This is a genomic window from Variovorax sp. GW460-12-1-14-LB1, assembly GCF_059423605.1.
Genome location: NZ_JBWKYF010000041.1, coordinates 1 through 16,392 on the forward strand (window position 1 = coordinate 1; position 16,392 = coordinate 16,392).

Annotated in this window: 16 protein-coding genes; 6 read left to right on the plus strand and 10 right to left on the minus strand. The window is 68.0% G+C overall.

What is annotated here, in order from left to right; all coding sequences use genetic code 11:
- Positions 1-145 precede the first annotated feature (145 nt).
- The 10 genes from asd to AC07Y4_RS20175 form a co-directional block, all read right to left on the minus strand.
- On the minus strand, positions 146-991 hold the full coding sequence (asd, locus tag AC07Y4_RS20130) for an archaetidylserine decarboxylase (protein WP_153285152.1): 846 nt from the start codon (positions 989-991) through the stop codon (positions 146-148).
- Between the two features lie 337 nt (positions 992-1,328).
- A complete protein-coding gene (locus AC07Y4_RS20135; RefSeq protein ID WP_487849289.1) occupies positions 1,329-2,321 on the minus strand; it encodes a Bug family tripartite tricarboxylate transporter substrate binding protein in 993 nt (330 codons plus the stop codon).
- Between the two features lie 26 nt (positions 2,322-2,347).
- Positions 2,348-3,328 carry a tripartite tricarboxylate transporter substrate binding protein gene (locus tag AC07Y4_RS20140; protein ID WP_487849288.1) on the minus strand — a complete coding sequence of 327 codons (981 nt, stop codon included), beginning with the start codon at positions 3,326-3,328 and terminating at the stop codon, positions 2,348-2,350.
- A gap of 48 nt (positions 3,329-3,376) precedes the next feature.
- Positions 3,377-4,138 (minus strand): SDR family NAD(P)-dependent oxidoreductase, encoded by a 762-nt coding sequence (locus AC07Y4_RS20145; RefSeq protein ID WP_487849287.1) that lies wholly within the window; start codon positions 4,136-4,138, stop codon positions 3,377-3,379.
- 26 nt (positions 4,139-4,164) lie between these two features.
- The gene (garD, locus tag AC07Y4_RS20150) at positions 4,165-5,736 is read right to left on the minus strand and encodes a galactarate dehydratase (protein WP_487849286.1); all 1,572 of its coding nucleotides are present in this window, start codon (positions 5,734-5,736) and stop codon (positions 4,165-4,167) included.
- A 22-nt stretch (positions 5,737-5,758) separates the two neighbouring features.
- A complete protein-coding gene (locus tag AC07Y4_RS20155; protein WP_070059673.1) occupies positions 5,759-7,054 on the minus strand; it encodes a TRAP transporter large permease in 1,296 nt (431 codons plus the stop codon).
- 8 nt (positions 7,055-7,062) lie between these two features.
- The gene (locus AC07Y4_RS20160; protein ID WP_062470671.1) at positions 7,063-7,551 is read right to left on the minus strand and encodes a TRAP transporter small permease; all 489 of its coding nucleotides are present in this window, start codon (positions 7,549-7,551) and stop codon (positions 7,063-7,065) included.
- 97 nt (positions 7,552-7,648) lie between these two features.
- Positions 7,649-8,626: a TRAP transporter substrate-binding protein gene (locus AC07Y4_RS20165; protein WP_070059672.1), complete on the minus strand. Its 978-nt coding sequence runs from the start codon at positions 8,624-8,626 to the stop codon at positions 7,649-7,651.
- Between the two features lie 45 nt (positions 8,627-8,671).
- Entirely contained in the window at positions 8,672-9,562 is an 891-nt protein-coding gene (locus AC07Y4_RS20170) for an SMP-30/gluconolactonase/LRE family protein (RefSeq protein ID WP_487849285.1), read from the minus strand.
- A gap of 14 nt (positions 9,563-9,576) precedes the next feature.
- Positions 9,577-10,401, minus strand: coding sequence for an NAD-dependent epimerase/dehydratase family protein (locus AC07Y4_RS20175; RefSeq protein WP_487849284.1), 825 nt, complete (start codon positions 10,399-10,401; stop codon positions 9,577-9,579).
- A 110-nt stretch (positions 10,402-10,511) separates the two neighbouring features.
- On the opposite strand from AC07Y4_RS20175, the gene AC07Y4_RS20180 reads away from it, so the two are divergent.
- The 6 genes from AC07Y4_RS20180 to gudD all read left to right on the plus strand — a co-directional run bounded on the left by AC07Y4_RS20180 (position 10,512) and on the right by gudD (position 16,351).
- The gene (locus AC07Y4_RS20180) at positions 10,512-11,372 is read left to right on the plus strand and encodes a FadR/GntR family transcriptional regulator (RefSeq protein WP_487849283.1); all 861 of its coding nucleotides are present in this window, start codon (positions 10,512-10,514) and stop codon (positions 11,370-11,372) included.
- 123 nt (positions 11,373-11,495) lie between these two features.
- Entirely contained in the window at positions 11,496-12,485 is a 990-nt protein-coding gene (locus AC07Y4_RS20185) for a Bug family tripartite tricarboxylate transporter substrate binding protein (protein ID WP_062470659.1), read from the plus strand.
- 61 nt (positions 12,486-12,546) lie between these two features.
- Positions 12,547-13,458, plus strand: coding sequence for a 5-dehydro-4-deoxyglucarate dehydratase (kdgD, locus tag AC07Y4_RS20190; RefSeq protein WP_447742894.1), 912 nt, complete (start codon positions 12,547-12,549; stop codon positions 13,456-13,458).
- A 52-nt stretch (positions 13,459-13,510) separates the two neighbouring features.
- Complete coding sequence (locus AC07Y4_RS20195) at positions 13,511-13,969, plus strand: nuclear transport factor 2 family protein (RefSeq protein WP_139706626.1); 459 nt, start codon at positions 13,511-13,513, stop codon at positions 13,967-13,969.
- A gap of 14 nt (positions 13,970-13,983) precedes the next feature.
- Positions 13,984-14,973: a Bug family tripartite tricarboxylate transporter substrate binding protein gene (locus AC07Y4_RS20200; RefSeq protein WP_487849282.1), complete on the plus strand. Its 990-nt coding sequence runs from the start codon at positions 13,984-13,986 to the stop codon at positions 14,971-14,973.
- A 16-nt stretch (positions 14,974-14,989) separates the two neighbouring features.
- Positions 14,990-16,351, plus strand: coding sequence for a glucarate dehydratase (gudD, locus tag AC07Y4_RS20205; protein ID WP_487849281.1), 1,362 nt, complete (start codon positions 14,990-14,992; stop codon positions 16,349-16,351).
- Positions 16,352-16,392: the final 41 nt, after the last annotated feature.

Genomic DNA, 16,392 nt, shown 5'->3' on the forward strand with positions numbered 1-16,392 from the left:
GGCCGGGGCGGCGCACTCTTGTTTGTGATTGGTCGTCATGGACCGTCTGGCTGGCCGACGACTATAGCGCGAAGGATCAGGATGCTACTGGTTTTATAGCTGTACAGGCATGCAGCATGCGGGTTTCGAGACAAAGCTTCACAAATCAGGCGTAGTTGGCCATGGCTTCGCCCAGGCGGATCGCGCGGGTGGGCGACCAGTCCGGGTTGAAGGCCAGCGCGGGCGCCGGGAACAGCATGACGACGGTCGAGCCGAGCAAGAACCGGCCCATCTCGTCGCCCTTCTTGATGTCGATCTGCTGGTCGTTGTAGTGCCACTCGCGCAACTCGCCCACGCGCGGCGGGTTGACCACGCCGTGCCACACGGTGGCCATGCTGCCGACGATGGTGGCGCCCACGAGCACGAGCACGAAGGGGCCGTTGGCCGATTCGAAGACGCACACCACGCGTTCGTTGCGCGCGAACAGGCCGGGCACACCGCGCGCGGTGGTCGGGTTGACCGAGAACAGGTCGCCGGGCACGTGGATCATGCGCACCAGCCGCCCGTCGCAGGGCATGTGGATGCGGTGGTAGTCCTTGGGGCTCAGGTACAGCGTGGCAAAGCTGCCGTGCGCGAACTTGGCGGCCAGTGCGGCGTCGCCGCCGACCAGCGCGGTGGTCGTGTAGTTGTGGCCCTTGGCCTGGAAGATCTGGTCGCCCTCGATGGCACCGAACTGGCTGATGGCGCCGTCCACGGGGCACACGAGGTCGGCCTGCGCGAGCGGGCGCATGCCGGGCTTGAGGGCGCGCGTGAAGAACTGGTTGAAGCTCTTGTAGTGATGGATGTCGGACTCGAGCGCTTCGCCCATGTCGACGCCGTACTTGGCAACGAAGCGGCGAATGATCCAGGTGGTGACCGCGCCTCGTTCCTTGCCTGCGACCCAGCCGGCGAAATTGGTCAGGGCCTGCTTGGGGAACAGGTATTGGGGCAGAACTGCGGAGCGATCGGACACGTTGTGAAAGGCCTGGAATGCGGAATCGGACGGGCATTCTATAAAGCGCTTCTCCTTGGGGACGTAGGAAGCTTCCCTTGGTTGCTTGCTTGTTCTTTACCTGTGTGGATGCGCGCCCGGTGGGCGGTACGGCGCGGTCGGCCCCACTGTGCCGGCCGCTTCGCGGCTGCCCTGCGGTGCTCGCGTTTCGCGGGGTCTCGCAGAACTCGCTGCGCTCAAACAGCTGCGAGCCCTGATCCGCGAAACGCTGCGCGCCTCGGCGGCACAGAGGGGCCGCCCGCACCACACCGCCCACCAGGCGCTTGTGGGGGGGTGGTGGCTGCCGGATTCGGGGAGGTCAGTCGGCCTTGATGCCTGCGGCCTTGATCACCTGCGCCCACTTCTCCACTTCCGTCTTCTGGAAGGCGGCGATCTGCGCGGTCGTGAGGTCGGCGGGCTCCATGCCGAAGCCCTTGAGCTTGTCCTGCATCTCGGGCGTTGCGAGGATCTTGCGGATCTCGGTGTGCAGGCGATCGACGACGGGGGGCGGCGTGCCCGCGGGCACGAAGATCGCCTGCCACGACACCACCTCGAAGTCCTGCAGGCCGGGCACGCCCGACTCGGCCACCGTGGGCACGTCGGGCATCGAGGCCAGGCGCTTGGCCGAGGTGACGGCGATGGCGCGCAGCTTGCCACTCTGGATGTGCGGGCCGGCCACCACGGTGGTGTCGAACATCATGTCCACCTGCCCACCGATCACGTCCTGGATCGCCGGGCCGCTGCCCTTGTACGGGATGTGCGTGAACTTCACGCCCGACTTGTAGCCCAGCAGTTCCAGCGCCAGGTGCTGCGAGGTGCCCGTGCCCGCCGAGGCCGACGAGAGGCCGCCGGCCTTGGCCTTGCTCGCGGCGATCACGTCCTTCAGCGTCTTGTAGGGGCTGGCCTGGTTCACCACCAGCACCACGGGGTTGGTGCCGATGAGCGTCACGGGCGCGAACGACTTCTGCGGGTCGTAGCCCAGCTTGGGGTACAGGCTCACGTTGATCGCGTGCGAGCTGATCGTGCCGCCTACCAGCGTGAAGCCGTCGGGCGCGGCGCGCGCGCCGATCTCCGAGCCCACGCTGCCGCCAGCGCCGCCCTTGTTGTCGATGATCACGCTCGTGCCCAGCACGGTGCCGAGCTTCTGCCCGATGAGGCGGCCCAGCACGTCGGTGGTGCCGCCCGCGGGAAAGGGCACGAGGTAGGTGATGGCCTTGCCCGTGGGCCAGGTGTTGCCGCCCTGCGCGAAGGCGGGCAGGGCTGCCGCCAGCGAGGCGGTGAGGGCGGACTGGATGAGTGTGCGACGTTGCATGGCTGTGTCTCCTTGTCGTGTCGCGTTCACGGCTTGATGTTCAGCTTGGTGATCAGCGCCTTGAAGTAGGCGTTGTCCTTGGCCAGCGTTTCCTTGAACACCGCGCCGTCGGTGTAGACGTAGCCCAGGTTCTGCTTGTCCATCACCTCGTGCATCAGCGGCTCGGCGGCGGTCTTGGCGGTGATCTCGCGCAGCTTGGCCATCACCTCGGGCGGCGTGTTCTTCGGCGCGCCCAGGCCGCGCCACGTGCCGATCGACAGGTCGATGCCGCGCTCCTTGGCGGTCGGGATCTTCTCGAAGCCCTTCACGCGCTTGTCGGCCATCACCATCAGCACCTTGAGCTTGCCGCCCTGCACGTGCGTCGTGACTTCGGCGGGGCTCACGGCCACGGCCTCGATGTGGCCGCCCAGCAGCGCCAGCACGGCGGGCGCGGCGCCCTGGAACGGGATGTGGCCGAACTTGGTGCCGGTCTTGTCTTCGAGCGCGGCGGCGGCCAGGTGCCAGATCGAACCGTTGCCCGAGTTGCCCACGCGGATGCCCTCGGGCGACTTCTTCGCGGCGGCGAGGAACTCTTCGATGGTGTTCCACGGCGCATCGGCCTTCACGGTGATCGCGGCCGGGTCGGCGTTGAGCTGCGCAATGGGCTGGAAGTCGTCGTAGTTGAACTTGGCCAGGCCCAGGTGCGGCAGCGTGAGCAGCTCCACGGTGAGCACCGCGAGCTTGTAGCCGTCGGGCTTGGCGTTGATCACCTCGGTCCAGCCGATGGCGCCGCCCGCGCCGGGGCGGTTGACGATCACGATGCTCTGCGAGATGTGCTTGCGGCTGGCTTCGGAAAACGCGCGCGCCAGGCCGTCGGTGCCGCCGCCGGGCTGGTAGGGCACGAGCAGCTCGATGGTGCGGTTCGGGAAGTCGCTGGCTTGCGCCGCGGCGGGCGCGGCCAGGCCGAGCGAGAGGGCGGCGGTGGCCGAGAGGGCGGCAATGCCGCGGACGAACTGGCTTCTTTGCATGGTGTCTCTGTCTCCGTTGTTGATCTGTTGTGCCGAGAAGGCGGGGCGTCAGGGCATGTACTGCCCGCCGTTCACTTCGAGCACCTGTCCCGTCACGTAGCCCGAGAGCTGCTCGGAAGCGAGGTAAAGGAAGGCGCCCACGCATTCGTCGGCCGTGCCCAGGCGCCCCATCGGGATGCCGGTCCTGAAGGTCTCGAGCATCGCGGGCGTCGAGAAGCGGTCCTGGAATGGCGTCTGGATCACGCCCGGCGCGACCGCGTTCACGCGGATGTGGTCGCCCACGAGTTCCCGCGCCAGGCCGTGCGTCGCGGTGCTCACGAAGCCCTTGGCGCCCGCGTACAGGTACGCGCCGGGGCCGCCGCCGGTGCGCGCGGCCACCGAGGTCACGTTGATGATGGCGCCGCTGCCTTGCTTGCGCATCTGCGGCACCGTCTCGCGGCAGAAGGCCAGCACCGAGCGCGCGTTGATGTGCATCACCTCGTCGAACAGCGCATCGTCGAACTCGGCGATGGGCATGCGCTTGACCAGGCTGCCGGCGTTGTTCACCAGCACGTCGATGCGGCCGAACTGCGCCGTGATTTCCTGCACGCAGGCGCGGATCGCGGCCGTGTCGCGCACGTCGGCCTGCAACGCGAAGGCCGTGCCGCCGGCGGCGCGGATGGTGTCGACCACGCGGGTCGCCGCATCGGCCGAGCTGTTGTAGTGCACGGCCACGCGCATGCCGCGCGCGGCAAACGCGATGGCCACCGCGGCGCCGATGCCGGTGCTGGCGCCGGTGACGAGGGCGGTCTTGTCCTTGAGGTCTTCCATGGCTGTGCTCCGTGAGGGTGGTTCGATCAGGTGACCGGTGCCGGGTTGAACAGCACCAGCGCGTTGTGCAGCTTCCAGTGCTCGGCCCAGGTCTTCTTGCGGCCGCTGGCCACGTCGAGCATCAGGCGGAACATTTCCCAGCCGATGTCCTCGATGCTGGCCTCGCCGTCGGCGATGCGGCCCGCGTTCACGTCCATCAGGTCGTGCCAGCGGCGCGCGAGGTCGCTGCGCGTGGCGACCTTGATCACCGGCACTTCGGCCAGCCCGTAGGGCGTGCCGCGGCCGGTGGTGAACACGTGCAGGTTCATGCCGGCCGCCAACTGCAGCGTGCCGCAGATGAAGTCGCTGGCCGGCGTGGCGGCGTAGATCAGGCCTTTCTGCGCTAGCTTCTCGCCGGGCGCGAGCACGCCGGTGATCGGCGCCGAGCCCGACTTGACGATCGAGCCCATCGCCTTCTCGACGATGTTCGACAGCCCGCCCTTCTTGTTGCCCGGCGTGGTGTTGGCGCTGCGGTCGACGCGGCCCTTGTCGAGGTAGGCGTCGTACCAGGCCATCTCGCGGATCATGGCGTCGGCCACTTCGGGCGTGGCCGCGCGCGAGGTGAGCTGGTCGATGCCGTCGCGCACCTCGGTGACTTCCGAGAACATCACGGTGGCGCCCGCGCGCACCAGCAGGTCGGTGCAAAAGCCCACGGCCGGGTTGGCGGTGACGCCCGAGAAGGCGTCGCTGCCGCCGCACTGCACGCCCACGACGAGTTCGCTTGCGGGCACGGTCTCGCGTCGGCGTTGGTTGAGGCGCGCGAGGTGCGTCTCGGCCTGGCGCATCACCGAATCGATCATCGACATGAAGCCCACGTGCGCGTCGTCCTGCAGGCAGATCACGTCGAGCTCCTCGGCGGGCGCGCCGCGCTGGTCGGCGATGGGGATGGTGCCGGGCGGCAGCAGGCGCTCGGGCTGCAGCTTCTCGCAGCCCAGGCTCACGACCATCACCTCGCCGCCGAAGTTCGGGTTGAGGCTGATGTTGCGCAGGGTGCGGATCGGCACGATGGCGTCGGGCGCATCGATGGCGACGCCGCAGCCGTAGCTGTGTTCGAGCGCCACCACGTCGTCCACATGCGGGTACTTCGGCAGCAGCTCGGCCTTGATGCGCTGCACGGCGAACTCGGTCACGCCCGCCACGCACTGCACGGTCTGCGTGATCGCGAGGATGTTGCGCGTGCCCACCGAGCCGTCGGCGTTGCGGTAGCCCTCGAAGGTGTAGCCCTGGAGCGGCGGCAGGGCAGGGGGCTTGACCGTGGCGATGGGCAGGCCGTCGAGCTCGGGCGCGACCGGCATGCGCATCACGCGCTCGTGCACCCAGCTGCCGCGCGGCAGCGCCTTGAGCGCATAGCCGATCACCACGTTGTAGCGGCGGATGGCGTCGCCTTCGGCCAGGTCGACGAGCGCCACCTTGTGGCCCTGGGGCACGGTGTCGACCAGCACCAGGCCGTCGTCGAAGGCCGTGCCGGCCTTCAGGCCGCCGTCGTTCGCGACGATGGCCACGTTGTCGGCCGCGTGGATGCGGATGTACAGCGGCGGTCGGGTGTTCGCATCGGCCATCGGGAGGCCCTTTCTCTTTTCTTTACTTCACCACCATGAACAGGCTGGGCAGCCAGGTGGAAAACGCCGGCACGAAGGTGACCACGCCGAGCGCGAAGATCAGCGCGCCGTAGAAGGGCCAGATCGTGCGCATCACCGTGCCCACCGACACCCCGCCGATGGCGCAGCCGACGAACTGCGTGGTGCCCACGGGCGGCGTGTTCAGGCCGAGCGCGCAATTGATGAGCATCACCACGCCGAACTGCACCGAGGTCATGCCGTACTGCTGTGCAATGGGCAGGAAGATCGGCGTGCACAGCAGGATGGTCGCGGCCATGTCCAGGAAGGTGCCCAGCACGAACAGGATGATGTTGATGAGCAGGAAGATCATCCACGGCGTGGTCGTCACCTGCGACAGCATCTGGCCCGTGAGCTCGGCCACGCCGTACAGGCTGATGAGGTAGCCGAAGGTGCTCGAGATGCCGATGAGCAGCAGGATCACGCCCGTGGTGCGCACGGCCTTCGAAGCCGCCTTGATGAAGTGCTCCCACTTCAGCGTGCGGTACACGAAGATCGTGAGCGCCAGCGCATAGAGCACCGCCACCGCCGCCGACTCGGTCGCCGTGAAGATGCCCGACAAAATTCCGCCGAGGATCAGCACCACGATGAACAGGCCCGGCAGCGCCGCCGCGAACGAGCGCGCCACGATGGCCCAGCCGGGGAAGCTGCCGGCCGGGTAGCCGCGCTTCACGGCCACGAGGTAGGCCGCCGCGAGGTTGCTCAGCGTGAGCACGGCTGCCGGCAGCAGCGCCGCCAGGATCAGCGCCGCGATCGACACCTTGCCGCCCGCTGCGAGCGAATAGATGATGAGGTTGTGGCTGGTGGGCATCAACGCGCCGACCAGGGCCGCGTGCGTCGTCACGTTGACCGCGTAGTCGGCGTGGTAGCCCTCCTTCTTCATCATCGGGATCATCACGGCGCCCATGGCCGAGACGTCCGCCACGGGCGAGCCCGAGACGCCGCCGAACAGGGTGCAGGCCACCACGTTCGACATGCCGAGGCCGCCGCGCACGTGGCCCACGAGGTTGCGCGCGAAGTTGACGATGCGGTCCGCGATGCCGCCGTAGAGCATCAGCTCGCCGGCGAAGATGAAGAAGGGAATGGCCAGGAACGAGAAGATGCCCATGCCCGAGGTCATCTGCTGGAAGCCCACCGCGAGCGGCAAGCCTTCGTACAGCAGCGTGGCCAGGGCCGACAGCCCGATCGAGAACGCCACCGGCACGCCGAGCAGCAGGAACAGCGTGAACGAGAGGCAAAGAATGAGAAGAGGGGTCGTCATGATGAGGTTCAGCCCCAGGCGGGTTCGACTTCGCGGCCTTGGGCCAAGGCGATGATGTGTTCGATCGAGAACATCACGATGAGGACGCCGGACACGGCGGCGGGCACGTACTTCCAGCCTTCGGAAATCCACAGCGTGGGCAGGCGGTAGTCCCACACCGATTCGGCGAGCGAGGCGCAGTTCCAGGCCATGGCCAGGCCGAACAGCAGGATCAGCGCGTGGATGAGGTATTCCATCTTCAGGCGCAGCCAGTCGGGCGCGAGCACGAGGAACGATTCAAGTCCGATGTGGCCCGCATCGCGCACGCCCACGGCCACGCCCAGCATGGTCACGTAGAGCACCAGCAGCAGCGCGAGGCTCTCGGCCCAGGTGGGGGTGTTGTTGAGCACGTAGCGGCCGAACACCTGCCAGCTCACGGCGCAGATCACCGCGACGAGACCGAGGATGCCCAACCACATGCAGGCACGGGCGAGCGTGCGGCAAAGTTTGGTGTACATATTTCCAGCGCGAAAAATGGAGAGGCTCCGCCTCTTCGTGCCCCCCGGCAGGGGCGCAGGGTCACGAAGTGCGCGAAGCCTGGGGGGCGAGCCCTGTTTACTTCGTGTCCTGGACGCGCTTCACGAGGTCCTTGAGCTTCGCGTCCGTGATGAACTTGTCGTACACTGGCTTCATCGCGGCCTGGAACGGGGCCTTGTCGACGTCGATGATCTCGGCGCCGCCGGCCTTCACCGTGGCCAGCGACTTCACTTCACGCTCCTGCCATTGCTTGCGCATGTAGGGCACCGATTCCTTGGCGGCCTGGCGCAGCCAGCCTTGCTCTTCGGCGGAGAGCTTGTCCCACGCGCGCTTGGAGAACAGCAGCATCTCGGGCGCCATCGAGTGCTCGGTCTTGCTGTAGTACTTGGCGACCTCGAAGGCGCGCGCGCTTTCGTAGGTGGGGTAGTTGTTTTCGGCGGCGTCGATGAGGCCGGTCTTCAGGCCCGTGTAGACCTCGCCCATCGGCATCGGCGTGGCGTTGGCGCCCATGGCCTCGAGCATCGACACCCACAGGTCGGACTGCTGCACGCGCACCTTCAGGCCCTTCATGTCGGCGAAGTTGCGCACCGGCTTCTTGGCCGTGAACATCGAGCGCGCGCCGCTGTCGTAGTAGGCCAGGCCCACGAAGCCCTGCTTCTCGCACGACTTCAGGATTTCTTCGCCGACCGGGCCGTCGAGCACCTTGTGCAGGTGCTCCACCGAACGGAACAGGAAGGGCATGGTCGGCACCTGCGTTTCGGGGCAGATGTTGTTCATGGGCGCGATGTTCACGCGCACCATCTGCAGCGCGCCGATCTTGGTCTGCTCGATCGTGTCCTTCTCGTTGCCGAGCGCGCTGTTGTTGAAGACCTTGATGCTGTGCTTGCCCCCGGACAGCGCCTTGAGCCGTTCGCTCATGAACTTCACGGCGGTCACGGTGGGGTAGTCGTCGGGGTGGATGTCGGCCGAGCGGAACTCGGTGGCGCCGGCAGCCAGCGTGGTCAACGCGGCCGCCGCGCCGGCAGCAAGTGCGATGAGTGTCTTGTAGAGCTTCATTTGTCTCGTCCTCTTGGTGGTTGTCGTCAATAAAAAAGAAAAGGGTCAGCCGCCGAAGGCCGGCTCGGGCACGCCCGCCACGCCGGGGCGCAGCGCGAACACGCCGCCGGCCAGCGGCTGGTCCGACAGGTCGATGCCGCCGGGGCGGATCGAGGTGACGAACAGCGTGTCGAGCGTCGGGCCGCCGAAGGCGCACATGGCGGGTTTCTTCACCGGCACGGCGAGCGAGCGGTCGAGCCGGCCGTCGGGCGTGAAGCGGTGCACCAGGCCGGCGTCGTTGCCGCAGATCCAGTAGCAGCCGTCGACATCCATGGCCGCGCCGTCGGGGCGGCCGGGCAGGGGATTCATGTCGACGAACAGGCGCCGGTTGTGGGGCGTGCCGGTGTCGGTGTCGTAGTCGAAGGCCCAGACGGCCTGCACGCTCGGGTGCGAGTCCGACAGGTACATCGTGCGGCCGTCGGGGCTGAAGGCCAGGCCGTTGGGCACGATCAGGTCGTCCAGTTTCAGGGCTGCGCTCTCGTCGCCGGCGCCGTAGCTGTACAGGCGGCCGACGCGCGCGCCCGCAGCCATGTCCAGCAGCATTGTGCCGGCCCAGAAGCGGCCTTGCCGGTCGCAGCGGCCGTCGTTGAAGCGCATGCCCGGCGCGGCGTGCGCCACCGGGGCGAGCGGCGTGGCCGCGAGCGTGCCGTCGGTGCGCTCGCGCAGCGAGAACAGGCCGCTTTCCATGCCGGCGATCCATTCGCCGGGCCTGTCGGCGCGCGGTGCGATGCAGGCGATCATTTCGTCGGCGTGCCACTGCGCATGGCCTTCGCTGGCGTGCCAGCGGTTGAGTGTGCGTGCGGGAATGTCGACCCAGTACAGCGCCTGCTGCGCGGCCAGCCACACCGGGCTTTCGCCAGTGCCGTTGCGTGCGTCGAGAGCGAGTTCGGCTTGCATGCGGTGCGGCCCGTTCAGTCGCCGAACGGGCCTTGTGCGGTGAAGGCGCCGCCCTGGTAGATGGCGTTCGGATCGGTGGGCGCCACCGGCGGCTGCGCCTCGACCTTGTCGCGGAACACCTCGGAGCTGTCTTGCGGCACGAAGCCCAGGTGCGCGGCGGCGGCGTTGTCCCACCACAGGTCGCGGTTGGCCGACATGCCGTAGACCACCGTGTGCTTCACGTCGGGCGTGAAGAGCGACTTCTGGATCAGCGTCGTGAGGTCGCGGTAGCTGAGCCAGGTGCTCATCATGCGGCGGTTGAGAGGCTCGGGGAACGAGGAGCCGATGCGGATGCTCACGGTCTCGATGCCCCAGCGGTCGAAGTAGAACTGCGCCATGTCCTCGCCGAAGGACTTCGACAGGCCGTAGTAGCCGTCGGGCCGGCGCGCGGCGTGCGCGTCGATGTGCTCGTCCTGCTTGTAGAAGCCGATCACGTGGTTCGAGCTGGCGAACACCACGCGCTTCACGCCGTAGCGGCGCGCGGCTTCGTACAGGTTGAACACGCCCTTGATGTTGGCTTCGAGCACTTCTTCGAACGGGCGCTCCACCGACACGCCGCCGAAATGGGCGATGGCGTCGCAGCCGGCCACCAGCGTGTCGACCGCGGCCTTGTCGGACAGGTCGCAGGGCACGACTTCTTCATGCGCGCCCGTGGCCGGCGCGATGTCGGCGATGTCGGAAAGGCGGATCACGTTCGCAAAAGGCGCGAGCCGTTCGCGCAGCACGCGACCCAGGCCGCCGGCGGCGCCGGTCAGCAGCAAGCGGCCGAGTGGGGAGGAGGGGGCTTCAGGCGTCGACATGTCTTCGGGATGTGTGAGGGGAAGCGGAGGAGGTGGACAACGTCGTCACCGCTTTTTAGGTGATAAGTTATCTGTTGTCGTACAACTGTGAGGGGATTATGATCGTCGTCATGGCCTCAACGACTGCGGGTAATCCCGAAGTTCAGACAACGACCGCTGACAACCCGGCGGGCAACGCCGCCTTCGTCGGGCGGCCGCGCCAGCGCGCGCGCGGCCTGGCGAACGGGCTGGTGGAAGACCTGGGCGAGAAGATCCGCAGCCAGTCGCTGCGCCCCGGCGACAAGCTGCCGACCGAGTCGGCCATCATGCAGGCCTACGGCGTGAGCCGCACCGTGGTGCGCGAGGCGCTGTCCAAGCTGCAGGCGGGCGGGCTGGTCGAGACGCTGCACGGCGTGGGCACCTTCGTGCTGCAGCCGCGTCCGGGCGGCATGGGCGGGGTGTTTCGCCTCGATCCCGGCGAGATCGCGACCTCGGTCGACGTGCTCGCCGTGCTCGAGCTGCGCATCAGCCTGGAGACCGAATCCGCCGGGCTGGCCGCGAGCCGGCGCACCGACGAGCAGCTGGTCGCGATGCGCCAGGCGCTCGACGCGTTCGAGCAGAACGTCAAGGTCGGCGGCGACACCGTGGGACCCGACTTCACCTTCCACCTGGAGATCGCGCAGTCGACCGGCAACCCCTACTTCGCCGACATCATGCGGCACCTGGGCACGACGATCATCCCGCGCACGCGCATCAGCGCGATCCGCGTGCAGGACGGCAGCTACCTGAGCCGCGTGAACCGCGAGCACGAGGAAATCTACGCGGCCATCGCGCGCCGCGACCCCGAGTCGGCACGCGCCGCGATGCGCATCCACCTGACCAACAGCCGCGAGCGGCTGCGCATGGCGCAGGAAGCCGCGCAACAGCAAAAAGCCAGGGCGGAGGCGGCCGGCCACGGCACCGCCTCGTCCGACAACACCCCTTCGCGCTGAGTTCTCCCCGGGTTTTCGGGGCTCAAGTCTGGACAAGCTGATTTTCTAGTTGTACGATGACTGATAACATGTGGAGCCATCGCGGCCCCGCATGCCTGCATCGAACTTCAGGAGACAGCCCCCATGACCGTCAACCGACGCGGCGCGCTCGGCGCCGCCCTCGCCACCACACTGGCCGCCAGCCTGCCCTTGCACGCGTTTGCGCAAGGGGCGGGCGGCACCTGGCCTTCCAAGCCCATCCGTCTCATCGTGCCGTACCCGCCGGGCGGCTCGTCGGACATCATTGCGCGCGCCATCGGCCAGCCGCTGTCCGAGGCGCTGGGCCAGCCCGTGGTCATCGAGAACCGTGCGGGCGCCAACGGCAACCTCGGCGCCGACATGCTGGCCAAGGCGCCGGCCGACGGCCACACGCTCATGCTGTGCGACCTCGGCGCGCTGGCCATCAGCCCGTCGCTGTACCCCAAGCTGCCGTTCGACCCGTCGAAGGACCTGCGCAGCGTGGCCATGCTGGCGTACTCGCCGCACCTGCTGGTGGTGCACCCGTCGGTGCAGGCCAACACGCTGAAGGAACTGGTCGAGCTGTCGAAGAAGAGTGACCTCAATTTCGCCGTCACCGCCAGCGGCAGCACCGCGCACCTGGCCGGCGTCGAGCTGCAGCGCAAGAGCGGCGCCAAGTGGGAGTACGTGCCCTACAAGGGCGGCGTGCAGGCCGTGCTCGACACCGTCGCGGGCCAGACGCAGGTGCTCATGAACGGCATGCTGGCCACCTACCCGCATGTGCAAAGCGGCAAGCTCAAGCTCATCGCCGTCTCGAAGTCGACGCGCATGCCGCTGATCGGCAGCGTGCCGACCATCGCGGAGCAGGGCGTTCCCGGCTACGAGTCGGGCACATGGCAGGGCGTGGTCGCGGCGCGCGGCACCCCTGACGCGGTGATCGCCCGGCTCAACAAGGAACTGGTCCGCATCATCCGCACGCCCGACATCCGGGCGCGCCTTGCGGGGCAGGGCGCCGAGGTCGTGACCATGACCGCGCCCGAGCAGGACCAGTTCTTCGCCAAGGAACGCGCGCGCTGGGCGCAAGTGATCCAGCAGGCCAATCTCAAGCTCGACTGAGCGGCCCCTTCTTCTTATCTCTTCTTCTCCTCATTTCTCTTTTTTCACTGGACGACTTCCGATGAACCCGCAAGAACTCAAGACCATCATGGGCTCCGGCCTGCTCTCGTTCCCGCTGACCGACTTCGACAGCAACGGCGACTTCAACAAGAAGGGCTACGTCGAGCGCCTCGAATGGCTGGCGCCCTACGGCGCGAGCGCGCTGTTCGCCGCGGGCGGCACGGGCGAGTTCTTCTCGCTGACGGGTGACGAATACCCCGAAATCATCCAGACCGCGGTCGACACCTGCCGCGGCGTGGTGCCGATCATTGCCGGCGCCGGCGGCCCGACGCGCTTCGCCATCCAGTGCGCGCAAGCGGCAGAGAAGGCCGGCGCGCACGGCATCCTGCTGCTGCCGCACTACCTCACCGAAGCCGGCCAGGAAGGCCTGGCCGCGCACGTCGAGGCCGTGTGCAAGAGCGTGAAGTTCGGCGTGATCGTCTACAACCGCGCTTCGAGCCGCCTCAAGCCCGACACGCTGGCCCGCCTGGCCGAGCGCAACCCGAACCTCGTCGGCTTCAAGGACGGCGTGGGCGACATCGAAGCGATGGTCGCGATCTTCCAGAAGATGGGCGACCGCTTCGCCTACCTGGGCGGCCTGCCGACCGCCGAGGTCTATGCCGCGGCCTACAAGGCGATGGGCACGCCCGTGTACTCGTCGGCGGTCTTCAACTTCATTCCGAAGACGGCGATGGATTTCTATCACGCAGTCGCCAACGACGACATGGCCACGCAGCACCGCCTGCTGAAGAACTTCTTCATGCCTTACCTGGAACTGCGCAACCGCGTGCCCGGCTACGCCGTGAGCATCGTGAAGGCGGGCGCCAAGCTCGTCGGCCACGACGCCGGCCCCGTGCGCGCGCCGCTGACCGACCTGAAGCCCGACGAGATGGACGCACTGAAGGCGCTCATCGACACGCTCGGCCCGCAGTAAGCCGGCACTGATCGCAGTCGACCGCACCACAAAACAAACAGGAGACAACGACATGCTCATCAGAAAATTCCTGCTCGCCGCCGCAGCGACCGCCGTGTTCGCGGGTTGTGCCGCCAGCGGTGGCAGCAGCAGCGGCGCAGCGGCCGAACCCGCAGTTGCGGCGGCCGCCGAGCGGCTGCGCGTCGCCATGGTCGACCCGACGCCCGCCGCGCTGCGCGCACTGGTGGCCGACGACCTGAGCTACGGCCATTCGGGCGGCAAGGTCGACACGCAGGCCAGCTTCATCGCCGACCTGCTCGACCGCAAGTCGGACTTCGTGACCATCGCGATCACCGACCAGACCATCAAGGTCGTCGACGGAAACACCGCCATCGTGCGCCACACGCTCACGGCCGACACCAACGACTCGGGCAAGCCCGGCAAGGTCGCGCTGAAGATCCTTGGCGTCTGGCAGAAGCAGGGCGGCGAGTGGAAGCTGCTCGCGCGCCAGGCTGTGCGCCTTCCTTCCTGATCGGACCACCGCGCATGAAGAGAATGCAATTCCTGGCGACGGGCTTCGCGCTCGCCGCCACCGCGCTGCTGTCGCCGCTGCACGCTTCGGCGCAGGCCGATGCATGGCCGCAGCAGAAACCCGTGACCATCATCGTGCCGTTCCCGGCCGGCGGCTCCACCGACATGGTGGCGCGCGCGCTGGCGCAGCAGCTGCAGGGCAAGCTCGGCGGCAGCTTCGTGGTCGACAACCGACCCGGCGCCACCGGCACCATCGGCACCGGCTTCGTGCGGCGCGCACTGCCCGACGGCTACACGCTGCTCGTGTCGTCGCTCGGTGCTTTCGTCGTCACGCCGCATCTGCAAAAGAGCGTGCCCTACGACGCCACCAAAGACTTCGACTACATCAGCGTGCCCGTGCAGGCGCCCAACGTGCTGGTGGCGAATGTCGCGCGGCCCGAGCACACCGTGGCCGACGTGCTCGCGCTCCTGCGCAAGACGCCCGGCAAGGTCTCGTTCGCGAGCTCGGGCAACGGCTCGTCCGACCACCTGTCGGCCGAGCTCTTCTGGCAGCAGTCGAAGACCGAAGGCGTGCACGTGCCCTACAAGGGCGGCGCGCCGGCGGTGAACGACCTGCTGGGCAACCAGGTCGACTTCTCGTTCCAGAACGTGAACGCCGTGCTGCCGCACATCCGCGCCGGCAAGCTGCGCGCGCTGGCCGTCACCGGCGACAAGCGCTCGCCCGTGCTGCCCGACGTGCCCACGCTCGCCGAAGCCGGCGTGAAGGGCGTCGAGGTCTATTCGTGGCAGGGCATGGCCGCGCCCAAGGGCCTGCCGCCCGCCACGAAGAAGAAGCTGAGCGACGCGGTCATCGCCGCCATGCAAGACCCCGAGACCAAGAAACGCATGCTCGACCAGGGCCTGGAAATCGTCGCCAGCACGCCCGAGGACTTCACCGCCTTCCAGTTGCGCGAGTGGGCGCGATGGAAGACATTGATCGACACCCGCCACATCACCGCAGACTGAGCCACCGAGCCCGAAGATGACCTCTCCTGAATCCGCTGCCTCCTCCGTCGTGTCGGGCGCGCCCGTCGTCACCGCCATGCGCGTCGTGCCCGTCGCGGGCCACGACAGCATGCTGATGAACCTCAGCGGCGCGCACGGCCCGTTCTTCACGCGCAACCTGCTGATCCTCACCGACAGCGCCGGCCACACCGGCGTGGGCGAGGTGCCGGGCGGCGAGAAGATCCGCCAGACGCTCGAAGACGCGCGCGACCTCATCGTGGGCCAGCCCATCGGCAACCACAACGCCGTGCTCAACCGCATGCGCAGCGCGTTTGCCGCGCGCGACAGCGGCGGGCGCGGCCTGCAGACCTTCGACCTGCGCGTGACCATCCACGCCGTGACCGCCGCCGAAGCCGCGCTGCTCGACCTGCTGGGCCAGCACCTGGGCGTGCCCGTGGCCGCGCTGCTCGGCGAAGGCCAGCAGCGCGATGCGGTGCAGATGCTCGGCTACCTGTTCTACGTGGGCGACCGCACGAAGACCGACCTGCCGTACGAGTCCGACCCTGGCGCCGACAACGACTGGTTCCGCCTGCGCCACGAAGAAGCCATGACGCCCGAGGCCATCGTGCGCCTGGCCGAGGCCACGCACGCGCGCTATGGTTTCACCGACTTCAAGCTCAAGGGCGGCGTGCTGCGCGGCGAGGAAGAGGTCGAAGCCATCCGCGCGCTGCACGCGCGCTTTCCGCAGGCGCGCGTCACGCTCGACCCCAACGGCGGCTGGCTGCTGGCCGACGCCATCCGCCTGTGCCGCGACCTGCACGGTGTGATGGCCTATGCCGAAGACCCCTGCGGTGCCGAAGGCGTGTTCTCGGGCCGCGAGGTGATGGCCGAGTTCCGCCGCGCCACCGGCCTGCCCACCGCCACCAACATGGTCGCCACCGACTGGCGCGAGATGGTGCACAGCCTCTCGCTGCAGTCGGTCGACATTCCGCTGGCCGACCCGCACTTCTGGACGATGCAGGGCTCGGTGCGCGTGGCGCAGCTGTGCCAGGCCTGGGGCCTGACCTGGGGCTCGCATTCCAACAACCACTTCGACGTGTCGCTCGCGATGTTCACGCACGTGGCCGCTGCCGCACCCGGCAAGGTCACGGCCATCGACACGCACTGGATCTGGCAGGACGGCCAGCGCCTCACGAAGGCGCCGCTGCAGATCGGGGGCGGCCTCGTGCAGGTGCCCACGCGCGGCGGCCTGGGCATCGAGCTCGACATGGCCGAGGTCGAGAAGGCGCACCAGCTGTACCTGAAGCATGGCCTCGGCGCGCGCAACGATGCGCAGGCAATGCAGTTCCTCATTCCGAACTGGACCTTCGACAACAAGCGGCCCTGCATGGTCCGCTGAGCCCCCGGCGCTGTTTACGCGCCGACCGTTCCGACATCCAA